Origin of the sequence: Gordonia hongkongensis, assembly GCF_023078355.1 — a bacterium.
Lineage (GTDB): Bacteria > Actinomycetota > Actinomycetes > Mycobacteriales > Mycobacteriaceae > Gordonia > Gordonia hongkongensis.
Genome location: NZ_CP095552.1, coordinates 380,257 through 406,230 on the forward strand (window position 1 = coordinate 380,257; position 25,974 = coordinate 406,230).

A 25,974-nucleotide genomic window follows, 5' to 3' on the forward strand; every position below is an offset into this window, starting at 1 on the left:
CCAGGTCAGGGCCAGTAAGGTGAACGCCATGTCCGACGCCGAGGTGCCCGACCGTCTGCCGATCCTGCTGCTCAACGGCCCCAACCTGAACACTCTCGGCACCCGGGAGCCGGCCGTCTACGGCTCGGACACCCTGGCCGACGTGGTCGACCTGGCCGAGCGCACCGCCGCCGAACTCGGTTTCGGTGTACGCGCGGCGCAGACCAATCACGAGGGGCAGATGCTCGACTGGATCCACGAATCCGTCGGCGAGATCAGCGGCATCGTCATCAACCCCGGGGGATGGACCCACACCTCGGTCGCCCTCGCCGATGCGCTCGTCGTCCCCGATGTCCCGATCCTCGAGGTGCACATCAGCAACGTCCATCGGCGCGAGGCATTCCGGCATCACTCCTATGTGTCACCGATCGCCGCCGGGGTCATCGCCGGTTTCGGCATCCGCGGTTACGAATTCGCGGTTCGCCGACTCGTCGATCTGGTCGGCTGACCAGAGCGGCACGGTTCCCAGGAACCGTCCAGGTTTCTCCCAGGGAGGGAGCAGTGGGCGCCGATAGCTTTCGTCGTATGCACAAGCGAACCTCTGCCTCTGCCCTTGCCTCTTCTCCTCGCCGCGTGCGCGTCGCCATCGTGTCGGCGCTGCTGGCCGGGGGCCTGCTCCTCGGTGGCTGCACCACCGACGCTCCCAGCACGTCATCGGCCTCGACCTCTGCGTCTTCGTCCGTGTCCTCCTCGATCACCACCGAAGACGCGTCAACCACCGCCACCACGATCTCGTCGTCCGCCGAAGCCGCTCAGGCGTTCCTTGCCACCCTGTCCGATGAACAACGCGAGCAGGTCACCTACGACTACGACGACGAGACCAAGACGACGTCGTGGTCGAACTTCCCGGTCACCTTCGTCGACCGCGCCGGGGTGAACCTCGCAGATCTGTCCGACGAGCAGCGGGCCGCCGCGATGAAGGTCCTGGAAGCGCTCCTCAGCGACGAGGGCTACGCCACCGTCACCGGAATCATGGGCAATGACAAATATCTTCATGAGAAGAGCAGTTCGACGGAGGAGTCGCTCGGCCAGTACTACATCGCCTTCTTCGGCGATCCGTCTGATTCGAGTGCCTGGGAGATCCAGTTCGGCGGGCACCATCTCGGCATCAACGCCACACTCGATGGCGCGGCCGATGAGATCACCTTCGCTCCCACACATCTGGGAATTCAGCCGGCGGTGTACACCGATTCCGACGGCAACGAGGTCCAACCGTTCGACGGCATCTACACCACGGCGTTCGCGTTCTACGACAGCCTGACCGACGAACAAAAGGCAGCCCTGTACCAGGGGTCGACCGTCGCGAACATGGTGTGCGCTCCCGGAAGCACTTGTGATTACCCCACGGGGACAGGAATTTCGGGCGCTGATCTGACGGATGAGCAGAAAAAGCTGCTGCTCGACGTCATCGCGAACTGGGTGGGCCTGTCCGACGAGGAGACCACCTCCGAGGCACTCGCCGAGATCGAAGCGACGCTCGACGAGACCTACATCAACTGGTCGGGAGCCACCGCCTACGACATGACACAGGGTGACGGTATCTACTTCCAGATCTCCGGCCCCGACGTGTACATCGTATTCGCCGCGCAGCAGGGTTCCGCCGGTGCCGATGTCGAGGGCGTGACGACGTCGGGCTGGGGACACGTCCATACGATTTATCGCGATCCCGGCAACGACTACGCCGGCAGCGTGACCCAGCAAGCCGCCACCGGCATGGCCGGAGGAGCGGGCGGTCCCGGCGGGCAGGCTCCGGCTGGATCTCGCCCCGCCAGTGGTTAGTTGTCAGCCTCGGGCAGCCGCCGTCAAGCGACTCGCGAGTCCAGAAATCATCGACTGGCGCAACCGTAGGGTTGCAGAACCTCCGGACTGCTGCAACTATGGAGTTGCAGCAATCAACTTAGGCGAGGGAGTATCGATGAGCGAGAACACAACCACACATGACGTGACCGATTCGGCGACAGGAGAATTCGACCGGATCGAGCGCGAGATCGCGATCGACGCACCCGCCGACCGGGTCTGGTCTCTGGTCAGCGAACCGGGATGGTTCATCAACGACAAGGCGATCACCGAGCACCGGATCGAACGCGACGGCGACCTGTCGACCATCCACGACCCGGTCCACGGCGCCTTCACCTTCCGCACCGTCGAACTCGACGAGCCGCGATACGCAGCGTTTCGATGGCTCGCCGATGCCGCTGATCCGCAATCGGATTCGACCCTCGTCGAGTTCTGGATCACGCCGGCGGACTCCGGCGTGCTCCTCAAGGTCGTGGAGTCCGGTTTCGCGTCGCTGCCGGGAACGGAAGCGGAGCGACGCGCACGGTTCGACGGCAACAACGAGGGATGGACCATCGAACTCGAGCTGGCCCGAACACATCTCGGCGGCGTGCATGCCTGACGTCGCTCCCGTCGAGGTCTTCGCCGCGCTGTCCGACGAGAGCCGATGGCAGATCCTCACGCGACTGGGTTCGGAACCCGCGTCCGCGTCACATCTCGCGGCCGAACTCCCGATCAGCAGGCAGGCGATCGCGAAACACCTTCGGGTCCTCACCGAGGCGGGGCTGGTGACGTCCTCACGTGTCGGCCGCGAGATCCGTTACGAAGCCGTGGGGGCACAGCTGTCGCGGGTTGCGCATCGGCTCGACACCATCGGCCGTGGTTGGGATCGCCGTCTGGCCGACATCAAACTCCGCGCCGAAGAGGGCTGAGCCGCACGACAACCCTCCATGATCCGAAAGAAGCGACACCCATTGCTCCCTGAGGTGCGAGGAGCGATAGCGACGAGCCTCGAAGGGTCCTGGTGAGACGACTCGAGAGACCCTTCGTGACGCTCGCAAGTTCGCTCCTCAGGGAGCAGAGGGGGCGTCGACTCGCTCCCTCAGCTCAGAGAGCGCAGGGCTCCTCAGGGGGCGGCTGTAGCGGAGGGAGCAGCGGATCCGATCACCTCGTCGATCGCCCTGGCGGTGTCGGCGGCGTGGGGTGCGCGGATCATCGAGATGTGGTCGCCGGAGACGTCGTGAAAGGTCACGGCGCCGGTCGACATCCGCCGCCACAGGCCCGGGTCATCGGGATTGGTGCGGGCGCGGATGACGCCGACGGGACCCGCGTACTCCCGGGGTCGGTACCGGCGGATCATCCTGGTGCCCAACCGGAAGAACACGATCCACTGAACCGGCGTCGGGAGCTCGACCATCCCCGCGGTGGGGACGAGGACGGCCAGCGCGAGCTCCTTCACGATTCGCTGGGGGAGCGGTTCGCGGGCAGGCGTGGGGTCGTCCCCGGTGCGGTCGGGCAGGGCGGTGTCGCGGGTGCCGCCGCGCAGCGCACGCAGGCGTCCGACGATCCCGACCTTCTCACCACGAACCCGCTTGGCCAGTGCCGGGTCGAAGAGCGAGTCCAGCACGACGACTGGATCACATGTCTCGCCGGCCTTGGTCAGCTGCGCCGCGACCTCCATCGCGACGAACCCGCCCAGCGAGTAGCCGCCGACCTGGTACGGACCGTGTGGTTGCACCGATCGCATGTCGGCGATCGCGCGTCGTGCCGCGGCGCGCACGGAATGATCAGCGCGGCCGCGCTTTTCGACGCCACGCGACTGGATCGCGTAGACCGGCCGGTCGGTCTGCAGTGCTCGGACGACCGGGGTGAGGCTGGTCGCCAGGCTACCGGCGCCGGCCACCAGGAAGATCGGCCGGCCCGTGCCCTGTCGCAGCGGGATGAGGGTGGCCCCCGACGCGTTCGCCGACCGCTCCTTCGCGGCCGACTCGATGCGCTGGGCGAACAGCGCGATGGTCGGCGCCTCGGCGAGCATCGCGGTGTTGACGTCCAGCTGGAGGTGATGCTGCACCTCGGCCAGCATCTTCGCGGCGGCCAGCGAGTCGCCGCCGAGTTCGACGAAATCCTCGTTCCGGCCGATGGATTCGAGGCCGAGGATCTGGCACCAGAACCGGTGCAGCGCCATCTCGGTCATCCCGCGGGGCGGTTCGTGATCCGGACGTGCGGGCGGCGAAGGCATGGCCGCCCGGTCCACCTTGCCGCGCTCGTTGCGCGGAAGTTCGGCGAGCACGATGATGTCGCGCGGAATCATCCACGGGGTCAACGTCTTCCCGAGCTCCTGCCGGATCTCGGCCGGGGAGGGTGACCACTTCTCGGGGTCCACGGCGACGTGGGCGGTGAGCCGTGCCTCGTCGCGGTTGGCGGTGACGACCGCGTCGGTGGTCCAGGGCAGCGCGCGGATGGCGGCTTCCACCTCGAGCGGTTCGACGAGGTACCCGCGGATCTTGATCGCGTCATCACTGCGCCCGAGGAGCGCGAGTTCGCCGGACTCGTCGAAGCGTCCGAGATCGCCGGTGCGATAACGTGTCCGGCCGTCGTGCAACCCGATGAAGCGCGTCGCCGTCAGCTCCGGATCCTGGTGGTAACCGGACGCTACATGGGCGGATTCGACGATGACCTCGCCCGTGCTGCCGACCGGCAGATCGTTCCCGTCCGCGTCGACGATCCGGACGTGCTTGTCCGACGCCGGCACGCCCACGGGGATGGCGCCGGGCTCGACGTCCCGCTCGGGCGGGAACAGGTTGAAGGCCAGGTTGCCGACCTCCGATGCGCCTGCCCAGCAACAGAAGACTCCGTCGGTCAGGATCGTGTCGCGGGCCAGCTGGATGTCGGCGCGGTGCGTCGGCTCACCGCAGGTCGACAGCAGTCGCAGGGATTCGACGGCGTCGTCGGCCGACAGCTCACCCAGCCAGGATCGCAGCAGCGACGGGGTGCAGTGCGCGGTGGTCGCCTCCTGTGCGACAAGCCAGTCCCGAAGCCCGGTCGTGGTGCGGCGGCGGACATCCCAGAGCAGCATGGTCGACCCGTTGAGCAAGCTCATCGCGAGCGCGTCGAGGCCGCCGCCGAAGCTGAGGGGCAGTAGGACGACGGCGCGGTCGTCGGGTCGCATGCCGAGGAAGCGACGGCCGTCCCGGGCGTGGTTGACCGGCATCTTCTGCGCCAGCACCACGCCTTTGGGGGTGCCGGTCGAGCCCGAGGTGAACAGCAGGACCGCCGGATCGTCAGGACCGGGCTGGTCCGCGATACGCGTCTGACCTGGTTCTCGGGCATCGGCTGCGGTGTCCAGGACATGGGCACCGGACCGTTCCAGCACGACCTCGCGTCGGTCCGGCGGCAGGAACGGGTCGAGAAGGACGAGGGGGCGTCCCGAACACAGCACCGCCAGCATCCCGATCACCGAGTCGATGTCGGATTCGATCTCCACCGCGACGGGTCGGTCCGGATCGGTGGTGGCGACGATCGTGCGCGCGAGGTCGTCGACCCGGGAGGCGGCGTCGGCGAACGTGATCGACTGCTCGGGGGTCTGGAGTGCGACGGCCTCGCCACGTACCGCGGCGACGGCTCGCCATCGGGCCGCGGCGGTGTCGGCGGCGTCGACGCCCGGAAGGTCGGTGACGACCGTGGCGCCGGTGGGAGTCACCCGGGCTTCGGGAGGGTTATGGCTGTTCATGTCCTCAAACTTCCGCGGAGCGGGAAACGTCGACGGTCATGGACGGGCCAGGCGAACTCGAGCCCGGGCAACGGTGCCACGCCGCGCGGGACTCGGCCCCTCCTCCGGTCCCGACAGCTTGCCTGGCAAACCTACCCTTAGTCGCGCGAAGGAGCACGATCGGAGCGGGTGGGAGTACGGAAGCGGCCTGGTCGGCCGGGCATGACACCGGAAGCGGAGACATCCGGCCGGTCGGCGGTAACGTGTTCACCGGTCGTCGGACGGTGTGGTCCTGCATCGCCGTCCGCGACGACGGGTGTTCGAGGCGTGCGAGGAGAGATCGACGATGCAGTACGACGAAGTGGTCTTGGGACGTCGCAGCACCCGCGGGTTCACCTCCGACCCCGTGCCTCGGGAGCTCATCGAGGAGATCCTCACCCTCGCCATGCGAGCCCCGTCGTCGATGAACACACAACCGTGGAACTTCCACGTGATCACGGGCGAACCGTTGGATCGCATCCGCGCGGGCAACACCGAGCGCAACCTGGCCGGCGTTCCCCATTCGCGAGAGTTCCGGACGGGCGCGGAGAAGTTCACCGGAACGCACCGCGACCGTCAGGTCCAGGTTGCGAAGCAACTGTTCGGCGCGATGGGCATCGCCCGCGAGGACATGGAGATGCGGCAGGACTGGGTGCTGCGGGGGTTCCGTCAGTTCGACGCCCCGGTCTGTGTGATCGTGACCTACGACCGCATCCTCGACGGCAGCGACGACACCCCGTTCGATTGCGGCGCGGTCTCGAATGCACTGGTCAACGCGGCCTGGTCGCGCGGTCTCGGCGCGGTCATCAACAGCCAGGGCATCATGCAGTCGCCCGTGGTTCGCGAGCACGCCGGCATCCCCGACGATCAGGTGATCATGAAGAGCATCGCGCTCGGCTGGCCGGATGAGACCTTCCCGGCCAATGCGGTGGTCTCCGAACGCAAGTCGGTCGCCGAGGCCGCGACGTTCGTCGGCTTCGAGTAGCGGTGGGGCTGATCCTGCCGGGGCTCAGCGTGACAGCGCCGCACGCGCGGCCGCGGCCACGCCGCCGTGATGAACCGGGCCGTGGCCCGGGAGCAGGATGTCGGCGTCGAGCTCGGTGAACCGTTCGACGCTGCGTCGCGCGGTGGGTTCGTCGTGCTGGAACAGCGACGGGATGCACTGCGGCCCGGTGATCGACGAGATCTCGTGTCCGCTCACCAGTGCGTCGCCGGACACCAGGGCGCGGCCGTCGGCGACGAGGTAGGCGCTGTGGCCGTCGGTGTGGCCGGGGCTCGCCACGGGGACCGGTGCGCCCGGGAGGTCGAGCGGTCGGTGCCCATCGGTGGAGAACCCCGACGCCCGCGCGAGACCCGCGCGGCTGAGGACGCCGAGCGGAGTGGTCTTGGCCAGCCACGCCCACAGGCGGGGATTCGCCACCTGCGGGACGAGATCGAGCGCGTTCGCCTGCTGGAGGTGGTGGCGCAGCGCGTGATCCACCTCGACCGGGTCCATGTAAACGTCGAACCCGTACTGCGCCTGCAGCTTGACGAGACCACCCAGGTGGTCGACGTGAGCATGGGTGAGGAGCGCGCCGCGTACGTCCTCGGGCTTGCGGCCGATCCGTTCGATGGATTCGACGACCTGGGCGGCCTGGCCCGGATAACCGCCGTCGATGAGCGTCAGCTCGCCGTCCTGCTCCAGCAGCACCCAGTTCACGACGTCGGTGGAGACGAAATGGGTTGTCGACGAATCGCCGTCGACCCTGGTGATGGTCATCGGTCGCGCGGTACGCAACGGGAGTCGCATCATCATCACTTCCGGACGACGAGCACGAACGGGCCGCGTTCGGTGACCTGGAAGCGCGGGTCGTCGAACACCGCCGGGTCGAAGGTGACCGTGTATCGCTTCACGTTCGGATCGTTGGGATAGACGTCCTCGGCGAGGCGGAGCGTGTAACCGTCTGCGCTGTAGCGGAACAGGAAGACATTCGGCGGGGTCCACGGGGATCGGTCGAGCGCGTCGACGAGCTGGTCGGCGTTCTCGCTTTTCGCCCAACGCTCGATCGCGGCTGCGCGCTTGTCGAATTCGGCCAGCGGGTTCGCGTAGTGCGAGGTGAGTCCCTGGAAGCCCCAGTACGGGTAAATCGACAGGAAACCGAAGTCGGCGGTGAGGACGACGTTCTCGGTGCGCGGCCGGCCGGTCTGTTCACCGATCAGCTTGTCCAGCTCCGCGAAGTACGACTCGGCGCCGGCCGGGCGGGCGTCGGCGCGTTCGCCGTATCCGTCGGTGTCGGTGTAGGCGGTGGTGATCTCGGTACCCAGATGGCCCGGGATGCTCTGTGCCATCGCGATTGCCGAGAGGACGGCGAGTGTACCCACGACCACACGAACGTCGCCGAAGCGCCGTACCGCCGCATGCGCGAGGTCGACGACACCGAAGACGCCCGCCGCGCTCAGTGTGGCCACCAGGATCGGCTCGAGACGGAACGAGAGCAGGGTCGTGCCCAGAGCCGTCATCAGCATCGACAGCAGGCAGAACAGATAGACCGTCACCACGGTGACGCCCATGGCCAGGGCGACGGTGCGGGTGCGGAAGCGCAGCAGAATCCAGAGGAGGCCGATCATCGTGATCGCGCCGACGAGGTTCAGCCCGAACATCGGCAGCGGCAGCACCGAACCGCGTTCGGGCAGATAGTGTTCGGCGGTCCCACCGCTGGCAGGGGTGTTGGTCAGGCGTGCCCACAGGTAGGGCGCCCACACCAGCAGGGCGATCAGGCCGGAGAGGACCCCGACGACGACCAGACGACCGATCACCGCGAGCACGACACCGCGCCGGCGGCTTGTCACCGTGGCCGACGGCGTGGCCTTGTTCGACGCGCTCAGCCAGCCTTGGACGGCGAAGTAACCGGCCAGCAGGACAGCTGTGAGGGCGAACAGTCCGGTGTAGAGCGTGTAGGTCGCGGCCGAGATCCCCAGGAACACACCGGACGCCGCCACCGCGGGCCAACTCGTCGCGCCGAAGAGCGGACCCATGGGCCCGTCGACGGCTCGGGTTCGTCCGCGCAGCGCGTAGGTCAGCGTGATCAGCATGGGTACGCCGATCAGCACCAGAATGGCCGCATACGGCTCCGGCGAGGCGTACAGCAACGTGACGGTGGTGACCGCGAGGCCCAGCGCGACACCGCGATCCGCGCCGAACATGCGGATGAACAGGATGACGCCGACGGCCGCGGCCACCGCCATCGACACGATCGCCCAGGTCTTGTAGGTCTCCCAGCCGGGCTGGCCGAGCAGGTTCGCGAACCGGCCGCCCCACCAGAACCAGCCGGCCGGGTAGTAGGGCGGCAGATCGGTGTAGGTCATGTCCGCGAGGTGCGGGCTCGACGTCATGCGGGTGAGGTATTCGGTGCGGAACTCCTGGTCGACCGATAGTCCGAAGAGGTAGAGACGTGTTGCGCCCAGCGGCATCCCGATGGTCACCGTGACGAAGCCCGACATCGCGGCCGCCGACAGCACCGGCACCAGCAGTCGGCCCTTGCCGTAGCGATAGAGCAGTGCGGCGATCACCAGGATGGCGATCGCCAGCACCTGTCCGGCGGTCGTCAGCGACCGGGTCACGTTGGAGGAGTTGAACGCCGGCCACTCGACGGTCCCGATGGCCGTCAGTCCCGCCATCGACACCAACCCGCCGACCACCACGGCGATCAGCAGCGACAGGACCGCGCGCCCGTAGCCCGTCGAACCCTGCGGTGCGGAGGGCGAGTCCTCTTCCGCTCCCTGAGGAGTCCCGGAGCTTGCGGAGGGACGTCTCGAAGGGTCAGGTCGGTTCATCACGTCCACTCAGACTCTGCTGTTCAGCGATTGGGCGATTCAGCGATCAGATCGGCAGCTTGCGGAAGATCGGACGCGGGATGTGGCGGAGCACCATCATGATGTAGCGGAACGGCCCCGGCACCCAGACGATCTCCTTGCCCTTGGTGGCCGCGGCCACCGCGAGGCGACCCACGTCCTCCTTGTCGACCGTGAGCGGCGCTTCCTTGACATGCGCCGACAACCGGGTGCGGACCTGGCCGGGGCGGATGACGAGGACGCGAGCACCGAAGGGGCGCAGCGCCTCTCCGAGCCCGAGGTAGAAGCCGTCGAGTCCGGCCTTGGTGGAGCCGTACACGAAGTTGCTGCGGCGCACGCGCTCGCCGGCGACCGAGCTCATCGCGATGATCTGTCCGTGGCCCTGTGCCTTGAACTTCTCGCCCAGCAGGACTCCGACGGAAACGGCTGCGGTGTAGTTGATCTCGGCTTCGGCGACCGCGAGGCCGTGGTCCTGCCAGGCCTGCTCGTCGTCGCCCTGGATGCCGAAGGCGACGATCGCGACGTCGACGTCACCGTCGGCGAACGCCTTGTCGATGACCGCCCGGTGCGTGTCGGTGGCGCGGGCGTCGAAGTCGATCTGCGTGACCTCGGTGGCGCCGGCGTTCTTGGCCTTCTCCACCGCCGCGTCGGCGGTGGGATCACCCGGCAGGGTGGCGAGGATGACCCGCGCGGGGCCCTTGCTGAGGTACTCCGCGGTGATGGCGAGCCCGATCTCGGAGCTGCCGCCCAGGACCAGGATGGACTGTGGGACGCCCACGGCGTTGATCATTGTGTACTCGCTTTCGGTGACGTACAGGTCGGGTGCGCGTGCGGCGCGTCGAAAAGGGCAGTCGGTCAGGCGAGTTCGAGTCGCCGACCCATGTCCGACATGAACACCCGGTTGGGGTCGATGCGACGACGCGTCGCGATCCAGTCGCCGATCTCCGGGTACATGGCGTGGAAGTTCTCGGCCGAGGTGCGCGAGTCCTTGGCGGTGTAGAGGCGGCCGCCCATCGCCATGACGCGGCGGTCGAGCTCGTTGAGGAACTCGGCGAGGCCGGCCTTGACCGGGAAGTCGAGGCAGACGTTCCAGCCCTTGAACGGGAAGCTCAGCGGCGCCCGGTTGCCCTCGCCGAAGAGTTTGATGACGTTGAGGAAGCTGACATGGCCCGACGCCTGGATGTCCTCGATGAGCGCGGTGAACTCGCCCTCGTTGCCGGTCGGCACGATGAACTGGTACTGGCAGAAACCGCCGCCGCGTCCGTAGGCGTTGTTCCAGTCACCGAACACGTCGAGCATGTGGTAGAACTGCGCGAGATTTTTGACCTTGCCCTCACTGGGCGGTCCGATCCGGTAGTACGCCTCGCCGACTGCGGAGAAGCTGAGCTTGTTCGCCAACCCGCGCGGGAAGATGTCGGGGAACCGGACGAGTGGCTTGTTGTTGAACGACAGCGGGTTGTCGCGGTACTTCTCCGGCAGTTCGTCGACGCGGGCGAGATTCCCCCGGGAAAACGTGCCGCGACCGAGCTTCGGCGGCGCGCTGATGGTGTCGAACCAGCCCGAGGCGTACTCGTATCCGTCCTCGAATCCGTCCTGGAGATGCAGGTCGAGGGTCTCCTGCAGCGAGCCGGTGCGCGCGGTGTCGGCGATGAAGTAGGCGCTTTCGGTGCGCTTCATCTGGATCTTGGCGCGCAACACGATGCCCGTCAGTCCGATGCCGCCGATGGTCGCCCAGAAGAGTTCGCCGTTCGGGTCGTCGGCCGAGCCGCCCGGCGTGAGGGTGAGGATGCGGCCGTCGGCGACGAGCAGCTGCATCTCGACGACGTGGTTGCCGAAGCTGCCCTGGCTGTGGTGGTTCTTCCCGTGGATGTCGTGCGCGATCGCGCCGCCCACCGTCACCTGTCGGGTACCCGGGAGCACCGGGACCCACAAGCCGTGGGGGAGCGCCGCCTGCATGAGCGTGTCCAGGGAGACGCCGGCGTCGACGTCGACCGTGGCCGACTCGTCGTCGATCGCGTAAATCCTGGTCAATGGGGTCATGTCGATCGTGAGGCCACCACTGTTCTGGCCCGACTCGTTGTACGAGCGGCCCAGCCCGCGGGCGATGACGCCGCGCTTGAGGTAGTCCGGCTTGTCCGCGTTGTCGTCGGCCACGCGGGCCACCGCCTCGGCGATGACCTCGGGGTACGGCGTGGACAGGACGTGACCCTCGATCGGGGTGGTGCGAGACCAGCCCACCAGCTTGCGGGTCGTGATCGGCAGCAACTCTTCAGTAGACATCGCTAGAGAGGTTACCTGGGCGGGGTTCACAGACCGACCGTCATGCCGGGGACGCGGAATCGTACCCATGACCTCCGAGCGCTCGTCGATGCCATCGAAAAACGCACCATTGACTGATGGCACGATCCGTGGTGGCATGCATCACAGACGTAATACTGCGCACGACGAGGAGCCCGGCATGGAAGCGCTCAGAGATGTGACCCGTTCCGACGACGGAATCGACGAGGTGTCGCAGCGCCTGCTGGCATCTGCCGCGCGGTTGTCGCGCAATGCACTGACCGAGATCGACTGGGATGCGCCGCTCGAGAAGGAGAAGTACGGCTGCAGCCCGGAGTGGTCGACTCTGTATGGAACGGCCTACTGGGAAGAGATGACCGAGCAGCAGCGGATCGCCCTCACCCGGCACGAGACCGCGTCGATCATGAGCATCGGCATCTGGTTCGAGATGATGCTGCAGGAGATGGTGATCCGCGATCAGTACCTCGGGGACTACCACCGCCCGGAGTTCCAGTTCGCCCTGACCGAGGTCGCCGACGAGTGTCGGCATTCGCTGATGTTCGCCAAGACGTCGTACAAGCTGACCGGGACCAGCTACACGCCTCATCCGCGCCTGGGTCGCTTCGGCAAGTTGTTCATGCGCGTCGCGGGCAGCGAAGTCGCCTACGCCGGAATCCTTGCCGCCGAGGAAGTCCTGGACGTGCTGCAGCGGGGCTGCATGCGTGACGATCGGGTGCTGCCGCTCGTGCGCACCGTCAACGAGATCCACGTCCTCGAGGAATCTCGCCACATGCGTTTCGCGCGAGAGGAAGTGCGCCACTTTATGGCGGAAGCCAGTTGGATTCGGCGACAGCTCAGTTCGGTGATCACCGCGATGGCCGTGTCCTACATCCTCGTCAGCCTCGTCCGCCCGAAGGCCTACGCCGACGCCGGTCTGGACCACCGTCGGGCGGTCGGAGAGATGCGCCGCAACCACCATTTCCAGTCGATGGTCCGCTCGGGTTGCGCACACCTCATGGGCTTCCTCGACGAGGTGGGTCTGCTCACCCGGCCCGCGGCACGGATCTACCGCAAGGTGCACATGCTCTGACGGACTGAGGGCGATGGCCGCTGGTGATCACGAATCCTGGTGCGGCGGAGTGATGATCGCGGCGTTGACCAGCGAGAGCAGGTCTTCGATGCCGGTGCCGTCGGGCAATTGGTCGGCGAAGTCGGTCTCCAGTGCGGCCAGGCCGTGCGCCATGGCGAAGGTTGCGACGGCGATGAGGTTACCGGGCACGCCGCCGCCCCAACCGTGGTCGGCGGCGTCGGAGACGGTGCGCGTGTGCAACTCCCATCCGCGCGCCCGTGCCGCGACCAGGTCGGGCGCCTTGTTGTCGACGAGTCGTGAGCCCATCATCAGCGTGACCGTCGCGCGATTGTCACGCGCGAATCGGACGTAGACCTGCCCCAGCGTGGCGACGGCCTCGCCGAGCGGGGCGTCGTCCGGCAGTTGCTCGAGCGCGCGCATGTGTTCGGTGTGGAGGTTGTCGAAACCGCGGACCGCGACCGCGGTAAACAACGCCCGACGATCGGCGAAGTGGTGGGCCACCGACTGATGCGTGATACCCACCCGCCGGGCGATCGCACGCAGGCTCGCGTTCTCGGGCCCGGCCTCGTCGAGTTCGGCGACAGCCGCGACGAGCAGCGATTCACGGACCTCTGGTGCGGTCCGGCGTCGGATCGGGCAAGCCGGCTTCTGCATGCCCGCGATTATGGCTCACGGCGTTCGTGACGTGGCACGACCTCGCCCTCTTGTACGAACCGGGCGGCGGCCGGCGAGGGACGCCGGCTTCGGATCTTTCTGGACTGTCTTTCGATCTGGGCGTCCAGCAGGCGATTCATTCTGCGACGATGGGGCCATGGAGCCAGCCCACGGCAGTCCGGTCGACGGCACTCGATGAGAACGACGGTGCTGGGCGTGCCCAATAGTGCGGGCGCGTATTGCGTGGGCGTAGAACGAGCGCCCGGCGCGTTGCGAGCTGCCGGCCTTGTCGAACAGCTGCGGGCGTCGGGCACGGACGTCGTCGATGCCGGCGATCTGACGACGCGGCTGTGGTTTCCCGACCGTGAGCGACCGTTCGCGCAGAACCTCGGCGAAGAGGCGGATGCACTCGTCGAGCTTTCCACCGCTGCGGCGAGCCTGCTCGCAGCGGAGCAATGTCTGCTCGTGCTCGGCGGAAGCTGCACAGTCGCCGTCGGACTCTGTGACGCGATGGCACGTGCCGGAGAACGGCCCAGGCTCGTCTACATCGACCGGCATCTGGATCTCAACACCCCGCTCGACGACGGAGGGCTCACTGAGCTGGATGGGGATGGCACACGCGCTGGGTCTCGAGGGGGCCGCGCCGGAGTTGGTCGATCTGATGTACCGCACACCGTTGTGCAGCCGTCGGAGCTGGTCTACCTCGGCGTTGATCTGAGTCGAGAAACAACTGATTGGGAACGCGGACAGGCTGCAGAACACAGAATCGCGGTCGTCGATCAGACCGCGCTCTGCGACGACCCCCGAGGTGCGGCCGCCGACGCCCGCCGGATTCTGGCGTCCGGACCGTTCCTGGTGCATCTCGATGTCGACGTACTCGACTTTCTGGACGCGCCGATCGCCGAGAACGTGAACGGCCGAAACAGCGGGCCGACCATCGCGATCCTCGGACAGGCACTCGGCGCGCTGCTACAAGATCCCGACTGCTGGGGGTTGTCGATCGGGCAGCTCGACCCGGCGCATGCGTCGGCAGATCGAACCGCGATACCCAGGCTCGTGTCGGTGCTCGTCTCGGCACTGAGCTCCACCTAGCCCCGTGTGGTGACACCCGCTCACTCGCGTCTGTACCGGCTCGATCCGCGGTGAGCTGATCCGGCCGTGTCCCGAGTCACCGACCCATGGAATAGAACTCGTGATTGGGTGCCACCGCCGTCAGGTGTGCGAGTCGGTTCGACGCGGCGAAGAACGCAGTGATCGCCCCGACGTCCCAGATCTCGTCATCGGTGAGCCCCGCTTGCCGGGCGCGAGCCATGTCGCTGTCCGCGAACAGTTCTGGGGTCCTGGTCAGGGCGAGAGTGAGCTCGACGATCGCGCGCTGACGCTCATCCAGGACCGCTCCGGCAGGGTTGGTTGCCACGTGATCGGAGAGGTGTGGATCCTTGGATCGCACGCGCAGGATGGCGCCGTGGGCGACGACGCAGTAGACGCATCTGTTCGCTCCAGACGAGGCGACCACGACCAGTTCACGTTCGGCCTTCGACAGCGGGCCCGGTTCCTCCATCAACACGTCGTGATAATCGAGGAACGCTCGCAGCTCGTTCGGGCGATGCCCCAGGGCGCGAAAGATGTTGGGGACGAAACCGGACTTCTCCGCGACGGGGTCGATCCGTTCACGAAGGTCATCCGGCAGGTCGGCGAGTTCGGTCAAGGGGAATCGGCTCGTGGTCATGGCAAGGCCTTCCGTCACAGGGGCGCACCCTGCTCGCTTCGCGAGGAGCCCATGGTCGCGCCTCGCGACGTGACTCACCACCCCGGAAGAAGGGGTCACGGCCACCACGCATGGAGTTCATGGCGGAGGTCCGCGTCGGATGGCTTCGAAGCAAGACGCGGGCGTTCGGTGGACCTTGCCAACGTGCAATGTCACATATAGAGTCCCTGCCACTGGCAGGCTGAACGCTGCTCGGCAGGCATGAGGCCAGGTCGAGACGCGGATGTCTGATGTCGATGGGGGTCCGATGAAGAAGTCCGTTGCGTATGCAGGCTCGTGGTGGATCGTGTGGGTGGTCATCGCGGTGATGTCCGTGTCGGCGTTCTACGTCGGCAAGCTGCGCCTGAGTGAGATCCCCGACCGGGCGATCGGCCACTCGCCGGCGGCGCCTGAGGCGGGCGTCGTGCGCGACAAATCGATCGAGTACGTCGTGACCGGCCCGGCGGGCTCGTCAGCGCGGGTGTCCTACATCGAGCCCGGGGGACGGGTCGTCGACGACAAGGTCTCCGTTCCGTGGCGGATGGTGCTCCGTACGCGCGAACTGACGACTTCCGTCGGGGTGCTCACTCAATCATCAGGTCGCGGCGCGGTGTCATGCGCGGTGCGGGTCAACGGGTTCGAGCGAGCGAGGCAGACCGGCTCGGGCGCCGACGGCAGCACGGTCGCCAATTGTCTGGTCCCGGTGGCGTAGATGAGCACCGACGAAGGGGAGCGGCAGATGACCACCAGACGCGAGCGGTTCGCTCGACTCCGACAGGGACTCTCCACCGAGATCCGGCGGCCCGTTCGCCGCGAGGTGCTGCGCGACAGGGCATCGCAGAGGCCGCGGTTCGCACGCTTTCTGTACGCCTGTTCGCTGCCGGTCATAGTCATCTGGTTGCTCATCGCCGGTGGTCTCAACATCGTTGTGCCCCAGCTGGAATCGACGGTCACCGAACATGCGCAGTCTTTCCTGCCCGACGAGGCGTCGTCGGTGCAGGCGCTGGTCAAGATGGGCGAGTACTTCGGCGGCGGGGGCAGCAACAACTTCGTCTATGTACTCATGGAGGGTGACGAACCGCTGGGGCCCGACGCCCGCACCTACTACGACGACCTGCTGGCTGCGCTGACCGCGGACACCGAACACGTCAATTCCGCGATGGACCTGTGGTCGAATCCCGATCTCGCTCCGGCTGCACAGAGTTCCGACGGTCACGTTGCCTACGTCCTGGTGAATCTCGCCGGGAACATGGGCACCGCGCTGGCCATGGAGTCGACCCAGTCCGCGCGGGACACGGTCGCCGCGTCGACACCGCCACCCGGTATCGACGTGCACGTCACCGGTCCGTCGGCGGTCGTCAACGACGAGATGGTGGCGATCAACGACTCCATCATCCTGCTGGTCTCGGTGTGCGCATTGCTGGTCGGCGCCGTGTTGCTACTGGTCTACCGGTCCGTCGTCACCGCGATGGTGCCACTGCTCGGGGTAGGGCTGGCGTTGGCCGTGGCCCGCGCGACCATTTCCTTCTTGGCCGAGAACGAGATCATCAAGGTATCGATCTTCGCCGCGGCGCTGTCGGCGGTGATCGTCCTGGGCGCGGGCACCAACTACGGGATCTTCCTGGTGGGCCGGTACCAGGAGGCCCGCCGAAAGGGTCGCGACCGAGAAGACGCGTACTACGATGCGCTGGCCGGCGTCCAGCACATCGTCGTGGCGTCGGCGCTGACAGTGGCCGGTGCGATGGCGTGCCTGGCGGCAACGCGTCTGGCGATGTTCAGCACCTCGGGATTGCCCTGCACCATAGCCATTCTCATCACCCTGGCGGCGCCCACCCTCGGCCCCGCGGTCCTGGCGCTCGCCACCCGGCTCGGGTTCGTGGAGCCGCGCGAGTCGGCGTCGCCACGACGCTGGCGCCGGATCGGGACCACGGTCGCCCGCTGGCCCGGCCCGGTACTCGCCGCGGCACTCGTTGTTCTCGCGGTCATGATCATCCCGCTCTCGATGTACGCCCCGAGCTACAACGAACGTCGTGCCCAGCCGGCGGACTCGCCGGCGAACGTGGGATTCGCTGCGGCAGACAGGCACCTGCCGCCCAACATCATGGCGCCGAGCGTGCTCATCGTCGAGTCCGACCATGACATGCGCAATGCGGCGGATCTGATCGCCCTTGCGCAGATGACTGATGCCGTCGCCTCGATCGACGGCGTGAACGCCGTACAGGGGATCACCCGCCCGCTCGGACAGACCCTCGACCAGGGCACCCTCACCTCCCAGGCCGGGTACATCGGTAGCCGCTTCGGTCAGATGACATCGCTTCTGCGCGATCGGATCACCGATCTCGACGCGATCGGCGTAACGGTCGATCGTCTGGACACCGCCATCGACGGCGTCGACGCCGCGCTGCAGCAGGGGGCGGCCGGCGCGGGCTCCTTGTCCGATGCCACTGCGCAATTGCAACGAACGAGCGAGTCGACGCTCACCAAGGTCGACGAACTGTCGGCGGGGATTGCGCCGATGCGTGGACTCGTCGGGTCGATCCCGCGGTGCCAGGATGTCGTCGCGTGCCGCACCGCCCTGACCGGGCTGTCCGTTCTCGACGCGTTCCCGCACTGCGGGAATCGGTCCGGGATCTCGCCGGCGGCACCCGCTCCCTGAGTGGCGCGTTGCCCACCGCCGCCGCGCAGATCCCGACGCTGCGCGCCACGGTCACCGACATCCGCGAGCTGATCGGCCCCTTGCGCACGACACTGGGTGCACTGCTCCCGCAGGTCGGCGAGATCACCGACTTCCTCGACGAGGTCAGCGGGGCGTACTCGGCGGGCAGTCCCGCGGCCGGCGGGTTCTTCCTGCCCAGCCAGGCGCTGGAGAGTCCGCTCTTCCAGAGCGGCATCCCGTACTACTTCTCCGACGACGGCAAGGCGACGCGGATGATCGTCACCCCGCAGCGCGAAGGTTTCAGCCGCGACGCGATGGACGTGAGCGCGGAGGTGATCCCGACGTCACTCGCGGCGATCAAGAACACATCGCTCGCCGGATCGACCGTCAGCATCGGCGGGCCGGGCGGCACGCTCCTCAACATCGAGTCGTTCGCGCACGAGGACTTCATCGCGATCGTCGTCGCCGCCTTCGCCTTCGTGTTCTGCGTCGTCCTGTTCCTGCTGCGCAGTCTCGTCGCGGCACTCGCCGTGATCGGGACCGTCGGGCTTTCCTATCTGTCCGCGATGGGTGTCTCGGTGTTTCTGTGGCAGGGCCTCATCGGCAATCCACTGCACTGGTCGGTCGCACCCATCGCGTTCACCTTCCTGGTGGCGGTGGGCGCCGACTACAACATGCTGTTGGTCAGTCGTTTTCGAGAGGAGTACGGGGCGGGTGGCGGCACCGGCCTGATCCGCGCGATGGTCGGTACGGGCAGCGTGGTCACCCAGGCCGGACTCACCTTCGGGATCACGATGCTGGCCATGCTCGCCAGCTACGCCCACAACGTCGCGCAGATCGGCACGACCGTGGCGATCGGACTGCTGATCGACACCCTTCTCGTCCGCACACTGGTGATGCCGGCGATCGCGCGACTGTCCGGTCGCTGGTTCTGGTGGCCGACGCCGTTCGTGTCGCTACCCGCGCGAGGAGCGGATCGGGCCACGACGACCATCGCCGATGACCGTCCCCTCGCCGAGATGCGCTCATAGGGCCCGGTCGACGGGTTTGGCGCCTGGCTCTGACGGGCACGCGGATATCTCACGACCCCGACGACAGGAGCGCGGCAGATGAGTCACAAGCCACCGAAGGACGTCCAGGAGGCTGCCCAGCGCGCGGTGCGATGGATCGACGACGGCAAGGCGGGTAAGGGGTTCACTGACACCGGCCGCCATCGGGCCCACCAGTTGGCCGACGGCAAGGACGTCGACGACGACCAGATCAAGAAGATGCGCAACTACTTCTCTCGCCACGAGGTGGACAAGAACGCGACCGGGTTCAACAACGGCGAGGACGGCTTCCCGTCAGCGGGACGTGTGGCCTGGGATGCGTGGGGCGGCGACCCGGGACGCCGGTGGGCGAATGCGCAGAAGATCGAGGGTGACTGACCGGGCGTGGAGGTCCGGCCGTGATGTCTAACGAGGCGACTCGAGCGCATCCGCGCCCAGCACTGCCGCAGCGGCGTTACGGCCCGGGATACCGCTGACCCCGCCGCCGCGACGAGCGCCCGCGCCGCACAACAGAAGTCGCGGATGCGGGGTCTCCACGCCCCACTGGCCGACTTCCGACACGGTCTCGGCCCACGGCCATTGCAACGGCCGGTGGAAGATGTGCCCGCCGGGCAGTCCGACGGCGTCCTCGAGGTCCTGCGGGGTCTTCGCCTCGATGCACGGCCGGCCGTTGGCATCGTGCGCGATCACCGCCTGGATCGGTTCCCCCAACACCGAATTCAACGAGGCGAAGGTCGCGCCGACGGCGTGTTCGACGGCGCCGGGTTCGTCGAACACGTCTGCTGGCATGTGCAGCCCGAAAAGCGTCAGCGTGTGTTTGCCCGCGAGCTCCGGGCCCAGGATCGACGGGTCGGTGAGCGTGTGGCAGTAGATCTCGCACGGCGGGACCTCCGGCACCTCACCACGATTCGCTTGCCGCCACGCGTCGTGCAGCTGGGTGGCGGTCTGGTTGATGTGGAAGGTCCCGGCGAATGCCGACGCCGGCGGGGTCGACCCGTCGCGGAGTCGCGGTAGTCGGTCGAGCAGGAGGTTGATCTTGAGTTGCGACCCGCTGGCGTCTGGCTCGCAGGGGATCGGCGTCCCGTCGAGGAACGTGTTGAACACCTGCGGCGCGCACGCGGCATAGATCATCGAACCGCGGAAGGTGCCGCTCGTCGTCTCGACGGTCCCGTCGCCGGGATCGACGCGGGTGATCTCGACGCCCGTTCTGATCTCGGCTCCCGCCGAGGTCGCCGCCTGGTAGAGCGCACCCGACACCGCGCCCATCCCGCCGACCGGGACGTCCCAGTCGCCGGTTCCGCCGCCGATCACGTGGTACAGGAAGCAGATGTTCTGGCGAAGGGACGGATCATCGAGGTCGGCGAAGGTGCCGATGAGTCCGTCGGTGGCGGCGATCCCGCGGATCAGGTCGTCGTCGAAGTACTGACGGAGCAGCGTGCCCAGCGGCAGCGTGGTGAGCGCCTCCCACAGTTCGGCGGTCGACGTGTCGGTGGTGGACTTGTCTGGGCCGACGACGAGGTCGTGCATGTCGGCGGCGGTCCGCAACGGCTGGGTCATGGTCGGGAAGACGCGGTCGGCGACCACGCCGAGCCGACGGTAGAACGACTGCCACGCGGTGAAACCGAGGTCGGAGCCGGTCACCCGCCGGAACGACGCGGCCGTCGCATCGTCATCGAGGTTGTCGACGAGGATGCCGCGCGCCGGATCCGACGGCAGGGGCGTGTACGACGAATAGCGCCGTCGGATGAGTGTGACGTCGAGGTCGAGGTCGGTGATGATCTGGCTCGGCATCAGCGAGACCAGGTACGAGTACCGCGACAACCGCGCGGAGAGACCGGCGAACGGCGTCGCCGACACCGTGGCGCCGCCGACGTGGTCGGCCTTCTCGAGGACGAGCACACGCCGGCCGGCACGAGCGAGGTAGGCCGCAGCGGTCAGGCCGTTGTGTCCCGCGCCCACCACGATGTCGTCGTACGACGCGTCGTCTCCGGTACTCATCGGTCAAGCGTTCCAGATCGACCGGCGGCGCAGGATGTGGTTGTCGACATATCCTGATGCGGTGGACATCCCCTCGGTCGAGCTCAGCAACGGCACCTCGATCCCCCTGGTGGGGCTCGGCACCTACAACATGCTCGGCCGGCCGGCTGTCAGCGCCGTCAGCTCGGCGATCAAGTCCGGTTACCGCCTCCTCGACACCGCGCCCCGGTACAGCAACGAGCTGAGTGTCGGGATGGGCCTGCACGGGACCGGCGTCCCGCGCGAGGAGATCGTCGTGCAGACCAAGTTGAGCGGCGGTGACCAGGGTTTCGACGAGGCGATCAACGCCGCCAAGGAGAGCGCTCGCCGGCTCGGTGTCGCGCATATCGACGTGTACCTCATCCACTGGCCGTGCCCCAGCCTGGGCCGCACCGTCGACTCCTGGAAAGCGCTGCTCACGCTCGCCGACGAGGGATACGTCCGCACACCCGGCGTCTCGAACTTCAAACATCACCACCTGCAGATGCTCTTCGACGAGACGGGACGCTGGCCGGTTCTGAATCAAATCCAGTGCTCTCCCTCACTGCCACGGACCGAATTGCGGGAGTTCATGTCCGACAAGGGTATTCATGCTCAGGCGTGGCATCCGACCGGCCGCAAGGAAGGCCTGCTCGCCGACCCGGTCATCCTCCGGATCGCGCGCAAGTACGGCAAGTCGCCGACGCAGATCGCGTTGCGCTGGTCGGTGCAGAACGGCATCAGCGTCGTCCCGAAGTCGTCGCACACCGGCCGTCAGGTGGAGAACGCCGACCTGTTCGACTTCGCTCTCGACCCCGCCGACCTGGCCGAACTCGCCACCCTCGACCGCGGCGAGCGCGCCGCCCGTGACTCCGACGTCGACGAGGAGTTCTGACCCGCCCGTCGACTGGGCGTCCGCTTTCGTTGACCGTGCGTTCTCGGGTCAGCGGATCTTGAAGATGACCATCCGCTGGACGACGAAGTTGATGACCGTAGCGGTGCCTTGTGCGACGACGTACGCCGCAAAGCTGTACAGCAGCGTTTCCTGCCAGGCATGCGACAGAAGCGTGTAGATGCCGACGTTGACGAAGTAGGTCACCACGTAGAGCGCGACGACCGACACGAACCGCGCCATGCTCGGTTCGGCTCGGAACGTCCATCGACGGTTCAGCAGGTACGCGACGGTGGTGCCGAGGATGAACCCCGCGGATTTCGCGGGCCAGAACGGCAGGTCCAGGCCGTATTGCAGGAGGATCGTCAGCCCGAAGTCCAGCAGCCCGGAGAACCCGCCGGTGATGACGAAGCGCACCAGCTGGGTCTTCAGACCGACGTTCGTCGACGCCTCTTCGTCGTCGAGGGGCAGCTCGATCGGCATCGGCGCATGGCGTGTGGCGAAGTCCTCGTGGCTCGGTTCGTCGTCATCGCGGACGTGGTCACCAGGGTCGGGTCGAGACACGCTGACACCCTAGCCGACGACGCCCTGGCAACCGTGCCGACGGGCGTGGCGGGGTTGCAACGCACAGTCGACGGGTCAGGCCCGCTGCGGGACCTCCGGCGGGATGGCCGCGAGCAACGCGCGGGTGTAGTCGGTCGCGGGGTCGTGGAGGATGGTCGACGCCGGTCCACTCTCCACGACCTTCCCGTCCTGCATCACCGCGACGGTGTCGCTGATCTGCTCGACGACGGCCAGGTCGTGCGCGATGAACAGGTACGTCAGCCCCTTCTGACGCTGGAGCTCGGCGAGCAGGTCGAGGACGCTGGCCTGCACCGACACGTCGAGCGACGCCGTCGACTCGTCCAGGATCAGGACCTCCGGGTCGGACGCCAGCGCGCGGGCGATGCTCACCCGCTGCCGCTGGCCGCCGGACATCTCGTGCGGATAGCGGTCGAGGTATGACGCGTCGAGGCTGACGTCGGCGAGCAACTCTTCGGCACGACTCCGCGTGCCGTCCCGGCCGTCGGTGAGGCCGTGCGTCCGCAGCGGTTCGGCGATCGACGCCGCCACCGTCATCCGCGGATCGAGCGAGGCGGCCGGGTCCTGGAACACCATGGCGACGCGGCGTCGGAGCAGGGCCTCGTCGGCACCGCGTGCCCCGATGGCCTCGACCCGCCGGCCGTCGAGGGTGACGGTCACGCTGCCCCGCACCGTCGTGCCCTGGGCGGACGTGATGAGGCCGGTGATGACGCCGGCCACGGTCGACTTCCCCGATCCCGATTCGCCGACGATCCCGAGCGTCCGGCCACGAGCGACCTGCAGGTCGACCCCGTCGGCGGCGTGCACCACCCGGCGCCCCGACGGGCCGCGGACCACATAGTCGACGCCCAGCCCGGTGACACTCAGGAGAGGCTCGTCGTCGACTCGCTTCTGAAGGGGCGACGCGCCACCACGTTCGGTGACCTTGCTCAGCAGCGGGCGTGAGTCGAGCAGCGTGCGGCTGTACTCGTCCTGCGGGTCGTCGAACAGCGTTGTGACGTCATTGCTCTCGACGATCCGGCCGGATCGCAGCACCATCACCCGGTCGGCGATCCGTCCGATGACGCCGAGGTCGTGGCTGATCCACACCACCGCCATACCGCGTTCGCGCTGGAGTTTCGCGACGAGGTCGATGATCTGTGCCTGCGTGGTCACGTCGAGTGCGGTGGTGGCCTCGTCGGCGATGAGCAGTTCCGGGTCGCAGGCCAATGCGATCGCGATAATGACGCGCTGCCGTTGGCCGCCGGACAACTGATGCGGGTATGCGCGCAAACGGCTTTCGGGGTCGGGCAGGTTCACGTCGCGCAGCAGGGTAAGGGCCCGTTCGCGTGCCTCGCCCCGCGTGAGCCCGAGATGCCGGCGCGGCCCCTCGGTCAGTTGCTGTTCGACGGTGAGCAGGGGATTGAGGCTCGACGACGGGTCCTGGAAGACGAAGCCGACACGCGAACCGTGCAGCGCCCGCAGTTTCGCCGGTGTGGCGCCGACGATTTCGGTGTCGCCGAGGCGGGCCGACCCGCGGACGTACGCGCTGGGCGCGTCGAAGAGCCCGGTGGCCGACAACACGCTCAGTGATTTGCCCGATCCGCTCTCCCCGACGATCCCGAGCGTCTCACCCGGCGCGACCGAGAAACTGATGCCGTGCACGATCTCTCGCGGACCGACACCGACGACGAGGTCCTCCACGCGCAGCACCGTTCCGTCGGAGTCGACGTGTTTCGCGGTCGACGGTGTGGTTACCGTCGGCGACTTGCGTTCGTACCCGCGGTTGCGCAGCAGCGTGCGCTGGCGCGGGTCGAGCACATCGCGTACGCCGTCGCCGACGAGGTTGAATGCGAAGACCGTCACGAGGATCGCCAGACCGGGGAACACACCCATCCACCAGGCGGTGGTGATGAACCCCTGTGCGTCGAAGAGCATCCGGCCCCACGACGGGTCCGGTGGCTGGACGCCGAGACCGAGGAACGACAGCGCCGCCTCCGACAGGATCGCGAACGCGAGCGAGATGGAGGTCTGGACGATGACCGGACCCGAGATGTTGGGCAGCACATGCCGCATGAGGATGGCCGATGTCCCCACACCCATGGTCCGCGATGCCTGGACGTACTGGGTCTGTCGCACACGCAGGGTGTCGGCGCGCGCCACCCGGGCGAAGATCGGTATGTAGACGACGCCGATTGCGATCATCGCCGAGGTGACTCCCGGTCCCAGGATGGCGACGATGGCGAGCGCGAGCAGCAGTACCGGGAAGGAGAAGACCACATCGACGATCCGCATGAGCGCGGTGTCGAGGACGCCACCGGCGAAACCGGCGACCATACTGAGGATCACGCCGACGGTGAGGGAGATCGCCACTGCGATGACCGCCACGCGCATGCTCACCGACGCGGCGAGCACCACCCGGGAGAAGACGTCGCGACCCAGGTCGTCGGTCCCGAAGAGATGGGACCAGCTGGGTGCCTGCAGCGCATTCGGGACGTCGATCTCGTTGGCGCCGTAGGGCGCGATGAGCGGACCGAACACCGCGCACACGAGGACGACCGCGATGATGACCAGCCCGATCACCGAGGTGCGGTTGCGTAGCAGCAATCGCCAGGCCGAATCGGTCGACGGAGCTCCGGCCGATTCATCGTCGACTCCGGTACCGGGTTCCGGCGGGTCGGGTGAGGTGAGGGTCATGACAGTCGGATCCTGGGATCGATGACGGCGTAGAGGATGTCGACGACGAGGTTGACGACCAGGAAGATCACCGCGATGAGCAGGATCGCACCCTGGAGAACCGGGTAGTCGCGCGCGGCGACCGAGTCGTAGACCAGCAGACCCAGTCCGGGCCAGGCGAACACGACCTCCACGACGATGACACCGCCGAGCAGACCGGCGAACTGGATACCGGAGATGGTCAGCACGGGTACGAGCGCGTTCCGTCCGACGTGATCGAGCAGAACACGCCTGGTGCTCAGCCCTTTCGATTCGGCCGTCGTCACGAAGGGTGCGTTCACCACGTCGAGCACCGACGAGCGCACGTAGCGCGTCATGATCGCCCCGGTCACCACCCCGACCGTGATCGCCGGCAGCACGAGGTGTTCGAGCCAACCGAGTGGGTCGTCGGCGAAGGGTTGGTACCCGGCCGATGGTAACCAGCCGAGCGCGGTGGAGAAGAGACCGATCAGCAGGATGCCCATCCAGAAGTCGGGCACGGAGATCCCGAACTGGCTCACCACGCGAATGACGTTGTCGGCCAACCGACCTTCCCGCAGTGCCGCCCAGAAACCGAGAGGGACGGCGATGAGCAATGCGACGACGATCGCCGCGGTCGCGAGTGTGATGGTGGCGGGAAGCCGATCGAAGAGCATCGTCGTGACCGGTTCGCTGTTGCGGAAGCTGACGCCCAGGTCGCCGGTGAAGGCAGTGCCGACATAGTTCACCAGCTGTGATGCGAGCGGCTGGTCGAGTCCGGAGGCGCTGCGCAGCGCCTCATACGATTCCGGGGTGTAGCGGGTGCCGAGTGCGATGCGGACGGGATCACCGGGCACGACCTGCATCAGGAAGAACACCGCGACGATCACGCCGAGCAACACCGCGACCGTGTAGAGCAGCCGCACGATGATGAAGCGCGCCAGCGGCGAGTGCAATGCGGTCAT

The 25,974-nt window shown here is 67.2% G+C and carries 23 protein-coding genes; 12 read left to right on the forward strand and 11 right to left on the reverse strand.

Going from position 1 to position 25,974, the window contains the following annotated elements:
- The first annotated feature begins 28 nt into the window (after nucleotides 1-28).
- The 4 genes from aroQ (at nucleotide 29) to MVF96_RS01670 (ending at nucleotide 2,747) form a co-directional block, all read left to right on the forward strand.
- Nucleotides 29-487, forward strand: a complete 459-nt coding sequence (gene aroQ / locus MVF96_RS01655; RefSeq protein ID WP_068971650.1) for a type II 3-dehydroquinate dehydratase — start codon at nucleotides 29-31, stop codon at nucleotides 485-487.
- Between the two features lie 77 nt (nucleotides 488-564).
- Nucleotides 565-1,818: a DUF3500 domain-containing protein gene (locus MVF96_RS01660; RefSeq protein ID WP_247450940.1), complete on the forward strand. Its 1,254-nt coding sequence runs from the start codon at nucleotides 565-567 to the stop codon at nucleotides 1,816-1,818.
- 136 nt (nucleotides 1,819-1,954) lie between these two features.
- On the forward strand, nucleotides 1,955-2,437 hold the full coding sequence (locus MVF96_RS01665) for an SRPBCC domain-containing protein (protein ID WP_137811045.1): 483 nt from the start codon (nucleotides 1,955-1,957) through the stop codon (nucleotides 2,435-2,437).
- Nucleotides 2,430-2,747, forward strand: coding sequence for an ArsR/SmtB family transcription factor (locus tag MVF96_RS01670; protein WP_068971647.1), 318 nt, complete (start codon nucleotides 2,430-2,432; stop codon nucleotides 2,745-2,747). The genes MVF96_RS01665 and MVF96_RS01670 overlap by 8 nt, the downstream gene beginning before the upstream one ends.
- 194 nt (nucleotides 2,748-2,941) lie before the next feature.
- On the opposite strand, the gene MVF96_RS01675 is transcribed toward MVF96_RS01670, so the two are convergent.
- Nucleotides 2,942-5,545 carry an AMP-binding protein gene (locus MVF96_RS01675; RefSeq protein ID WP_137810761.1) on the reverse strand — a complete coding sequence of 868 codons (2,604 nt, stop codon included), beginning with the start codon at nucleotides 5,543-5,545 and terminating at the stop codon, nucleotides 2,942-2,944.
- Nucleotides 5,546-5,870: 325 nt separating this feature from the next.
- On the opposite strand from MVF96_RS01675, the gene MVF96_RS01680 reads away from it, so the two are divergent.
- Nucleotides 5,871-6,548 (forward strand): nitroreductase, encoded by a 678-nt coding sequence (locus MVF96_RS01680; protein WP_065631369.1) that lies wholly within the window; start codon nucleotides 5,871-5,873, stop codon nucleotides 6,546-6,548.
- A gap of 24 nt (nucleotides 6,549-6,572) precedes the next feature.
- On the opposite strand, the gene MVF96_RS01685 is transcribed toward MVF96_RS01680, so the two are convergent.
- From MVF96_RS01685 to MVF96_RS01700, 4 genes are all read right to left on the reverse strand, one after another.
- Nucleotides 6,573-7,352, reverse strand: a complete 780-nt coding sequence (locus MVF96_RS01685) for an MBL fold metallo-hydrolase (RefSeq protein WP_247452179.1) — start codon at nucleotides 7,350-7,352, stop codon at nucleotides 6,573-6,575.
- Between the two features lie 5 nt (nucleotides 7,353-7,357).
- A complete protein-coding gene (locus MVF96_RS01690) occupies nucleotides 7,358-9,376 on the reverse strand; it encodes a galactan 5-O-arabinofuranosyltransferase (protein ID WP_247450942.1) in 2,019 nt (672 codons plus the stop codon).
- A gap of 46 nt (nucleotides 9,377-9,422) precedes the next feature.
- Complete coding sequence (locus tag MVF96_RS01695) at nucleotides 9,423-10,184, reverse strand: decaprenylphospho-beta-D-erythro-pentofuranosid-2-ulose 2-reductase (protein WP_065631239.1); 762 nt, start codon at nucleotides 10,182-10,184, stop codon at nucleotides 9,423-9,425.
- Nucleotides 10,185-10,249: 65 nt separating this feature from the next.
- Nucleotides 10,250-11,674 carry a decaprenylphosphoryl-beta-D-ribose oxidase gene (locus tag MVF96_RS01700; protein ID WP_058250950.1) on the reverse strand — a complete coding sequence of 475 codons (1,425 nt, stop codon included), beginning with the start codon at nucleotides 11,672-11,674 and terminating at the stop codon, nucleotides 10,250-10,252.
- A 178-nt stretch (nucleotides 11,675-11,852) separates the two neighbouring features.
- Here MVF96_RS01700 and MVF96_RS01705 point away from each other — a divergent pair, with 178 nt between their 5' ends.
- On the forward strand, nucleotides 11,853-12,761 hold the full coding sequence (locus tag MVF96_RS01705) for an AurF N-oxygenase family protein (RefSeq protein WP_247450943.1): 909 nt from the start codon (nucleotides 11,853-11,855) through the stop codon (nucleotides 12,759-12,761).
- A gap of 27 nt (nucleotides 12,762-12,788) precedes the next feature.
- On the opposite strand, the gene MVF96_RS01710 is transcribed toward MVF96_RS01705, so the two are convergent.
- Complete coding sequence (locus MVF96_RS01710) at nucleotides 12,789-13,415, reverse strand: TetR/AcrR family transcriptional regulator (RefSeq protein WP_247450945.1); 627 nt, start codon at nucleotides 13,413-13,415, stop codon at nucleotides 12,789-12,791.
- Nucleotides 13,416-13,610: 195 nt separating this feature from the next.
- Between MVF96_RS01710 and MVF96_RS01715 the strand changes: the two genes are divergently transcribed.
- Nucleotides 13,611-14,507 (forward strand): arginase family protein, encoded by an 897-nt coding sequence (locus MVF96_RS01715; RefSeq protein WP_336283993.1) that lies wholly within the window; start codon nucleotides 13,611-13,613, stop codon nucleotides 14,505-14,507.
- 76 nt (nucleotides 14,508-14,583) lie between these two features.
- Here MVF96_RS01715 and MVF96_RS01720 read toward each other — a convergent pair whose 3' ends face one another.
- Nucleotides 14,584-15,144 carry a peroxidase-related enzyme gene (locus tag MVF96_RS01720; RefSeq protein ID WP_247450949.1) on the reverse strand — a complete coding sequence of 187 codons (561 nt, stop codon included), beginning with the start codon at nucleotides 15,142-15,144 and terminating at the stop codon, nucleotides 14,584-14,586.
- A 262-nt stretch (nucleotides 15,145-15,406) separates the two neighbouring features.
- On the opposite strand from MVF96_RS01720, the gene MVF96_RS01725 reads away from it, so the two are divergent.
- From MVF96_RS01725 to MVF96_RS01735, 4 genes are all read left to right on the forward strand, one after another.
- Complete coding sequence (locus tag MVF96_RS01725; protein WP_247450951.1) at nucleotides 15,407-15,874, forward strand: MmpS family transport accessory protein; 468 nt, start codon at nucleotides 15,407-15,409, stop codon at nucleotides 15,872-15,874.
- A complete protein-coding gene (locus tag MVF96_RS24610; RefSeq protein WP_418930412.1) occupies nucleotides 15,875-17,818 on the forward strand; it encodes an MMPL family transporter in 1,944 nt (647 codons plus the stop codon). It abuts the gene before it with no gap.
- A gap of 8 nt (nucleotides 17,819-17,826) precedes the next feature.
- Nucleotides 17,827-18,849 carry an MMPL family transporter gene (locus tag MVF96_RS24615; RefSeq protein ID WP_418930413.1) on the forward strand — a complete coding sequence of 341 codons (1,023 nt, stop codon included), beginning with the start codon at nucleotides 17,827-17,829 and terminating at the stop codon, nucleotides 18,847-18,849.
- A 78-nt stretch (nucleotides 18,850-18,927) separates the two neighbouring features.
- Entirely contained in the window at nucleotides 18,928-19,245 is a 318-nt protein-coding gene (locus tag MVF96_RS01735) for a hypothetical protein (RefSeq protein WP_078111854.1), read from the forward strand.
- 27 nt (nucleotides 19,246-19,272) lie between these two features.
- Here MVF96_RS01735 and MVF96_RS01740 read toward each other — a convergent pair whose 3' ends face one another.
- On the reverse strand, nucleotides 19,273-20,865 hold the full coding sequence (locus MVF96_RS01740; RefSeq protein ID WP_247450953.1) for a phytoene desaturase family protein: 1,593 nt from the start codon (nucleotides 20,863-20,865) through the stop codon (nucleotides 19,273-19,275).
- A gap of 61 nt (nucleotides 20,866-20,926) precedes the next feature.
- Here MVF96_RS01740 and MVF96_RS01745 point away from each other — a divergent pair, with 61 nt between their 5' ends.
- A complete protein-coding gene (locus MVF96_RS01745) occupies nucleotides 20,927-21,757 on the forward strand; it encodes an aldo/keto reductase (protein ID WP_247450955.1) in 831 nt (276 codons plus the stop codon).
- Nucleotides 21,758-21,805: 48 nt separating this feature from the next.
- Here MVF96_RS01745 and MVF96_RS01750 read toward each other — a convergent pair whose 3' ends face one another.
- The 3 genes from MVF96_RS01750 to MVF96_RS01760 all read right to left on the reverse strand — a co-directional run bounded on the left by MVF96_RS01750 (nucleotide 21,806) and on the right by MVF96_RS01760 (nucleotide 25,974).
- A complete protein-coding gene (locus tag MVF96_RS01750) occupies nucleotides 21,806-22,318 on the reverse strand; it encodes a GtrA family protein (RefSeq protein WP_247450957.1) in 513 nt (170 codons plus the stop codon).
- A gap of 75 nt (nucleotides 22,319-22,393) precedes the next feature.
- Nucleotides 22,394-25,012: an ABC transporter ATP-binding protein/permease gene (locus MVF96_RS01755; protein ID WP_247450959.1), complete on the reverse strand. Its 2,619-nt coding sequence runs from the start codon at nucleotides 25,010-25,012 to the stop codon at nucleotides 22,394-22,396.
- Nucleotides 25,009-25,974 (reverse strand): ABC transporter permease, encoded by a 966-nt coding sequence (locus MVF96_RS01760; protein ID WP_247450961.1) that lies wholly within the window; start codon nucleotides 25,972-25,974, stop codon nucleotides 25,009-25,011. Before MVF96_RS01760 ends, MVF96_RS01755 begins: the two co-directional genes overlap by 4 nt.

Coding starts and splice junctions, on each gene's coding strand:
- MVF96_RS01685 (WP_247452179.1), bottom strand. CDS start 7,352: ATGCGACTCCCGTTGCGTACCGCGCGACCGATGACCATCACCAGGGTC.
- MVF96_RS01705 (WP_247450943.1), top strand. CDS start 11,853: ATGGAAGCGCTCAGAGATGTGACCCGTTCCGACGACGGAATCGACGAG.
- MVF96_RS01755 (WP_247450959.1), bottom strand. CDS start 25,012: ATGACCCTCACCTCACCCGACCCGCCGGAACCCGGTACCGGAGTCGAC.
- aroQ (WP_068971650.1), top strand. CDS start 29: ATGTCCGACGCCGAGGTGCCCGACCGTCTGCCGATCCTGCTGCTCAAC.
- MVF96_RS01720 (WP_247450949.1), bottom strand. CDS start 15,144: ATGACCACGAGCCGATTCCCCTTGACCGAACTCGCCGACCTGCCGGAT.
- MVF96_RS01725 (WP_247450951.1), top strand. CDS start 15,407: ATGTCTGATGTCGATGGGGGTCCGATGAAGAAGTCCGTTGCGTATGCA.
- MVF96_RS01660 (WP_247450940.1), top strand. CDS start 565: ATGCACAAGCGAACCTCTGCCTCTGCCCTTGCCTCTTCTCCTCGCCGC.
- MVF96_RS01695 (WP_065631239.1), bottom strand. CDS start 10,184: ATGATCAACGCCGTGGGCGTCCCACAGTCCATCCTGGTCCTGGGCGGC.
- MVF96_RS24610 (WP_418930412.1), top strand. CDS start 15,875: ATGAGCACCGACGAAGGGGAGCGGCAGATGACCACCAGACGCGAGCGG.
- MVF96_RS01665 (WP_137811045.1), top strand. CDS start 1,955: ATGAGCGAGAACACAACCACACATGACGTGACCGATTCGGCGACAGGA.
- MVF96_RS01680 (WP_065631369.1), top strand. CDS start 5,871: ATGCAGTACGACGAAGTGGTCTTGGGACGTCGCAGCACCCGCGGGTTC.
- MVF96_RS01715 (WP_336283993.1), top strand. CDS start 13,611: ATGAGAACGACGGTGCTGGGCGTGCCCAATAGTGCGGGCGCGTATTGC.
- MVF96_RS01700 (WP_058250950.1), bottom strand. CDS start 11,674: ATGTCTACTGAAGAGTTGCTGCCGATCACGACCCGCAAGCTGGTGGGC.
- MVF96_RS01675 (WP_137810761.1), bottom strand. CDS start 5,545: ATGAACAGCCATAACCCTCCCGAAGCCCGGGTGACTCCCACCGGCGCC.
- MVF96_RS01710 (WP_247450945.1), bottom strand. CDS start 13,415: ATGCAGAAGCCGGCTTGCCCGATCCGACGCCGGACCGCACCAGAGGTC.
- MVF96_RS01740 (WP_247450953.1), bottom strand. CDS start 20,865: ATGAGTACCGGAGACGACGCGTCGTACGACGACATCGTGGTGGGCGCG.
- MVF96_RS01760 (WP_247450961.1), bottom strand. CDS start 25,974: ATGACCGCATTGCACTCGCCGCTGGCGCGCTTCATCATCGTGCGGCTG.
- MVF96_RS01670 (WP_068971647.1), top strand. CDS start 2,430: ATGCCTGACGTCGCTCCCGTCGAGGTCTTCGCCGCGCTGTCCGACGAG.
- MVF96_RS01735 (WP_078111854.1), top strand. CDS start 18,928: ATGAGTCACAAGCCACCGAAGGACGTCCAGGAGGCTGCCCAGCGCGCG.
- MVF96_RS01690 (WP_247450942.1), bottom strand. CDS start 9,376: ATGAACCGACCTGACCCTTCGAGACGTCCCTCCGCAAGCTCCGGGACT.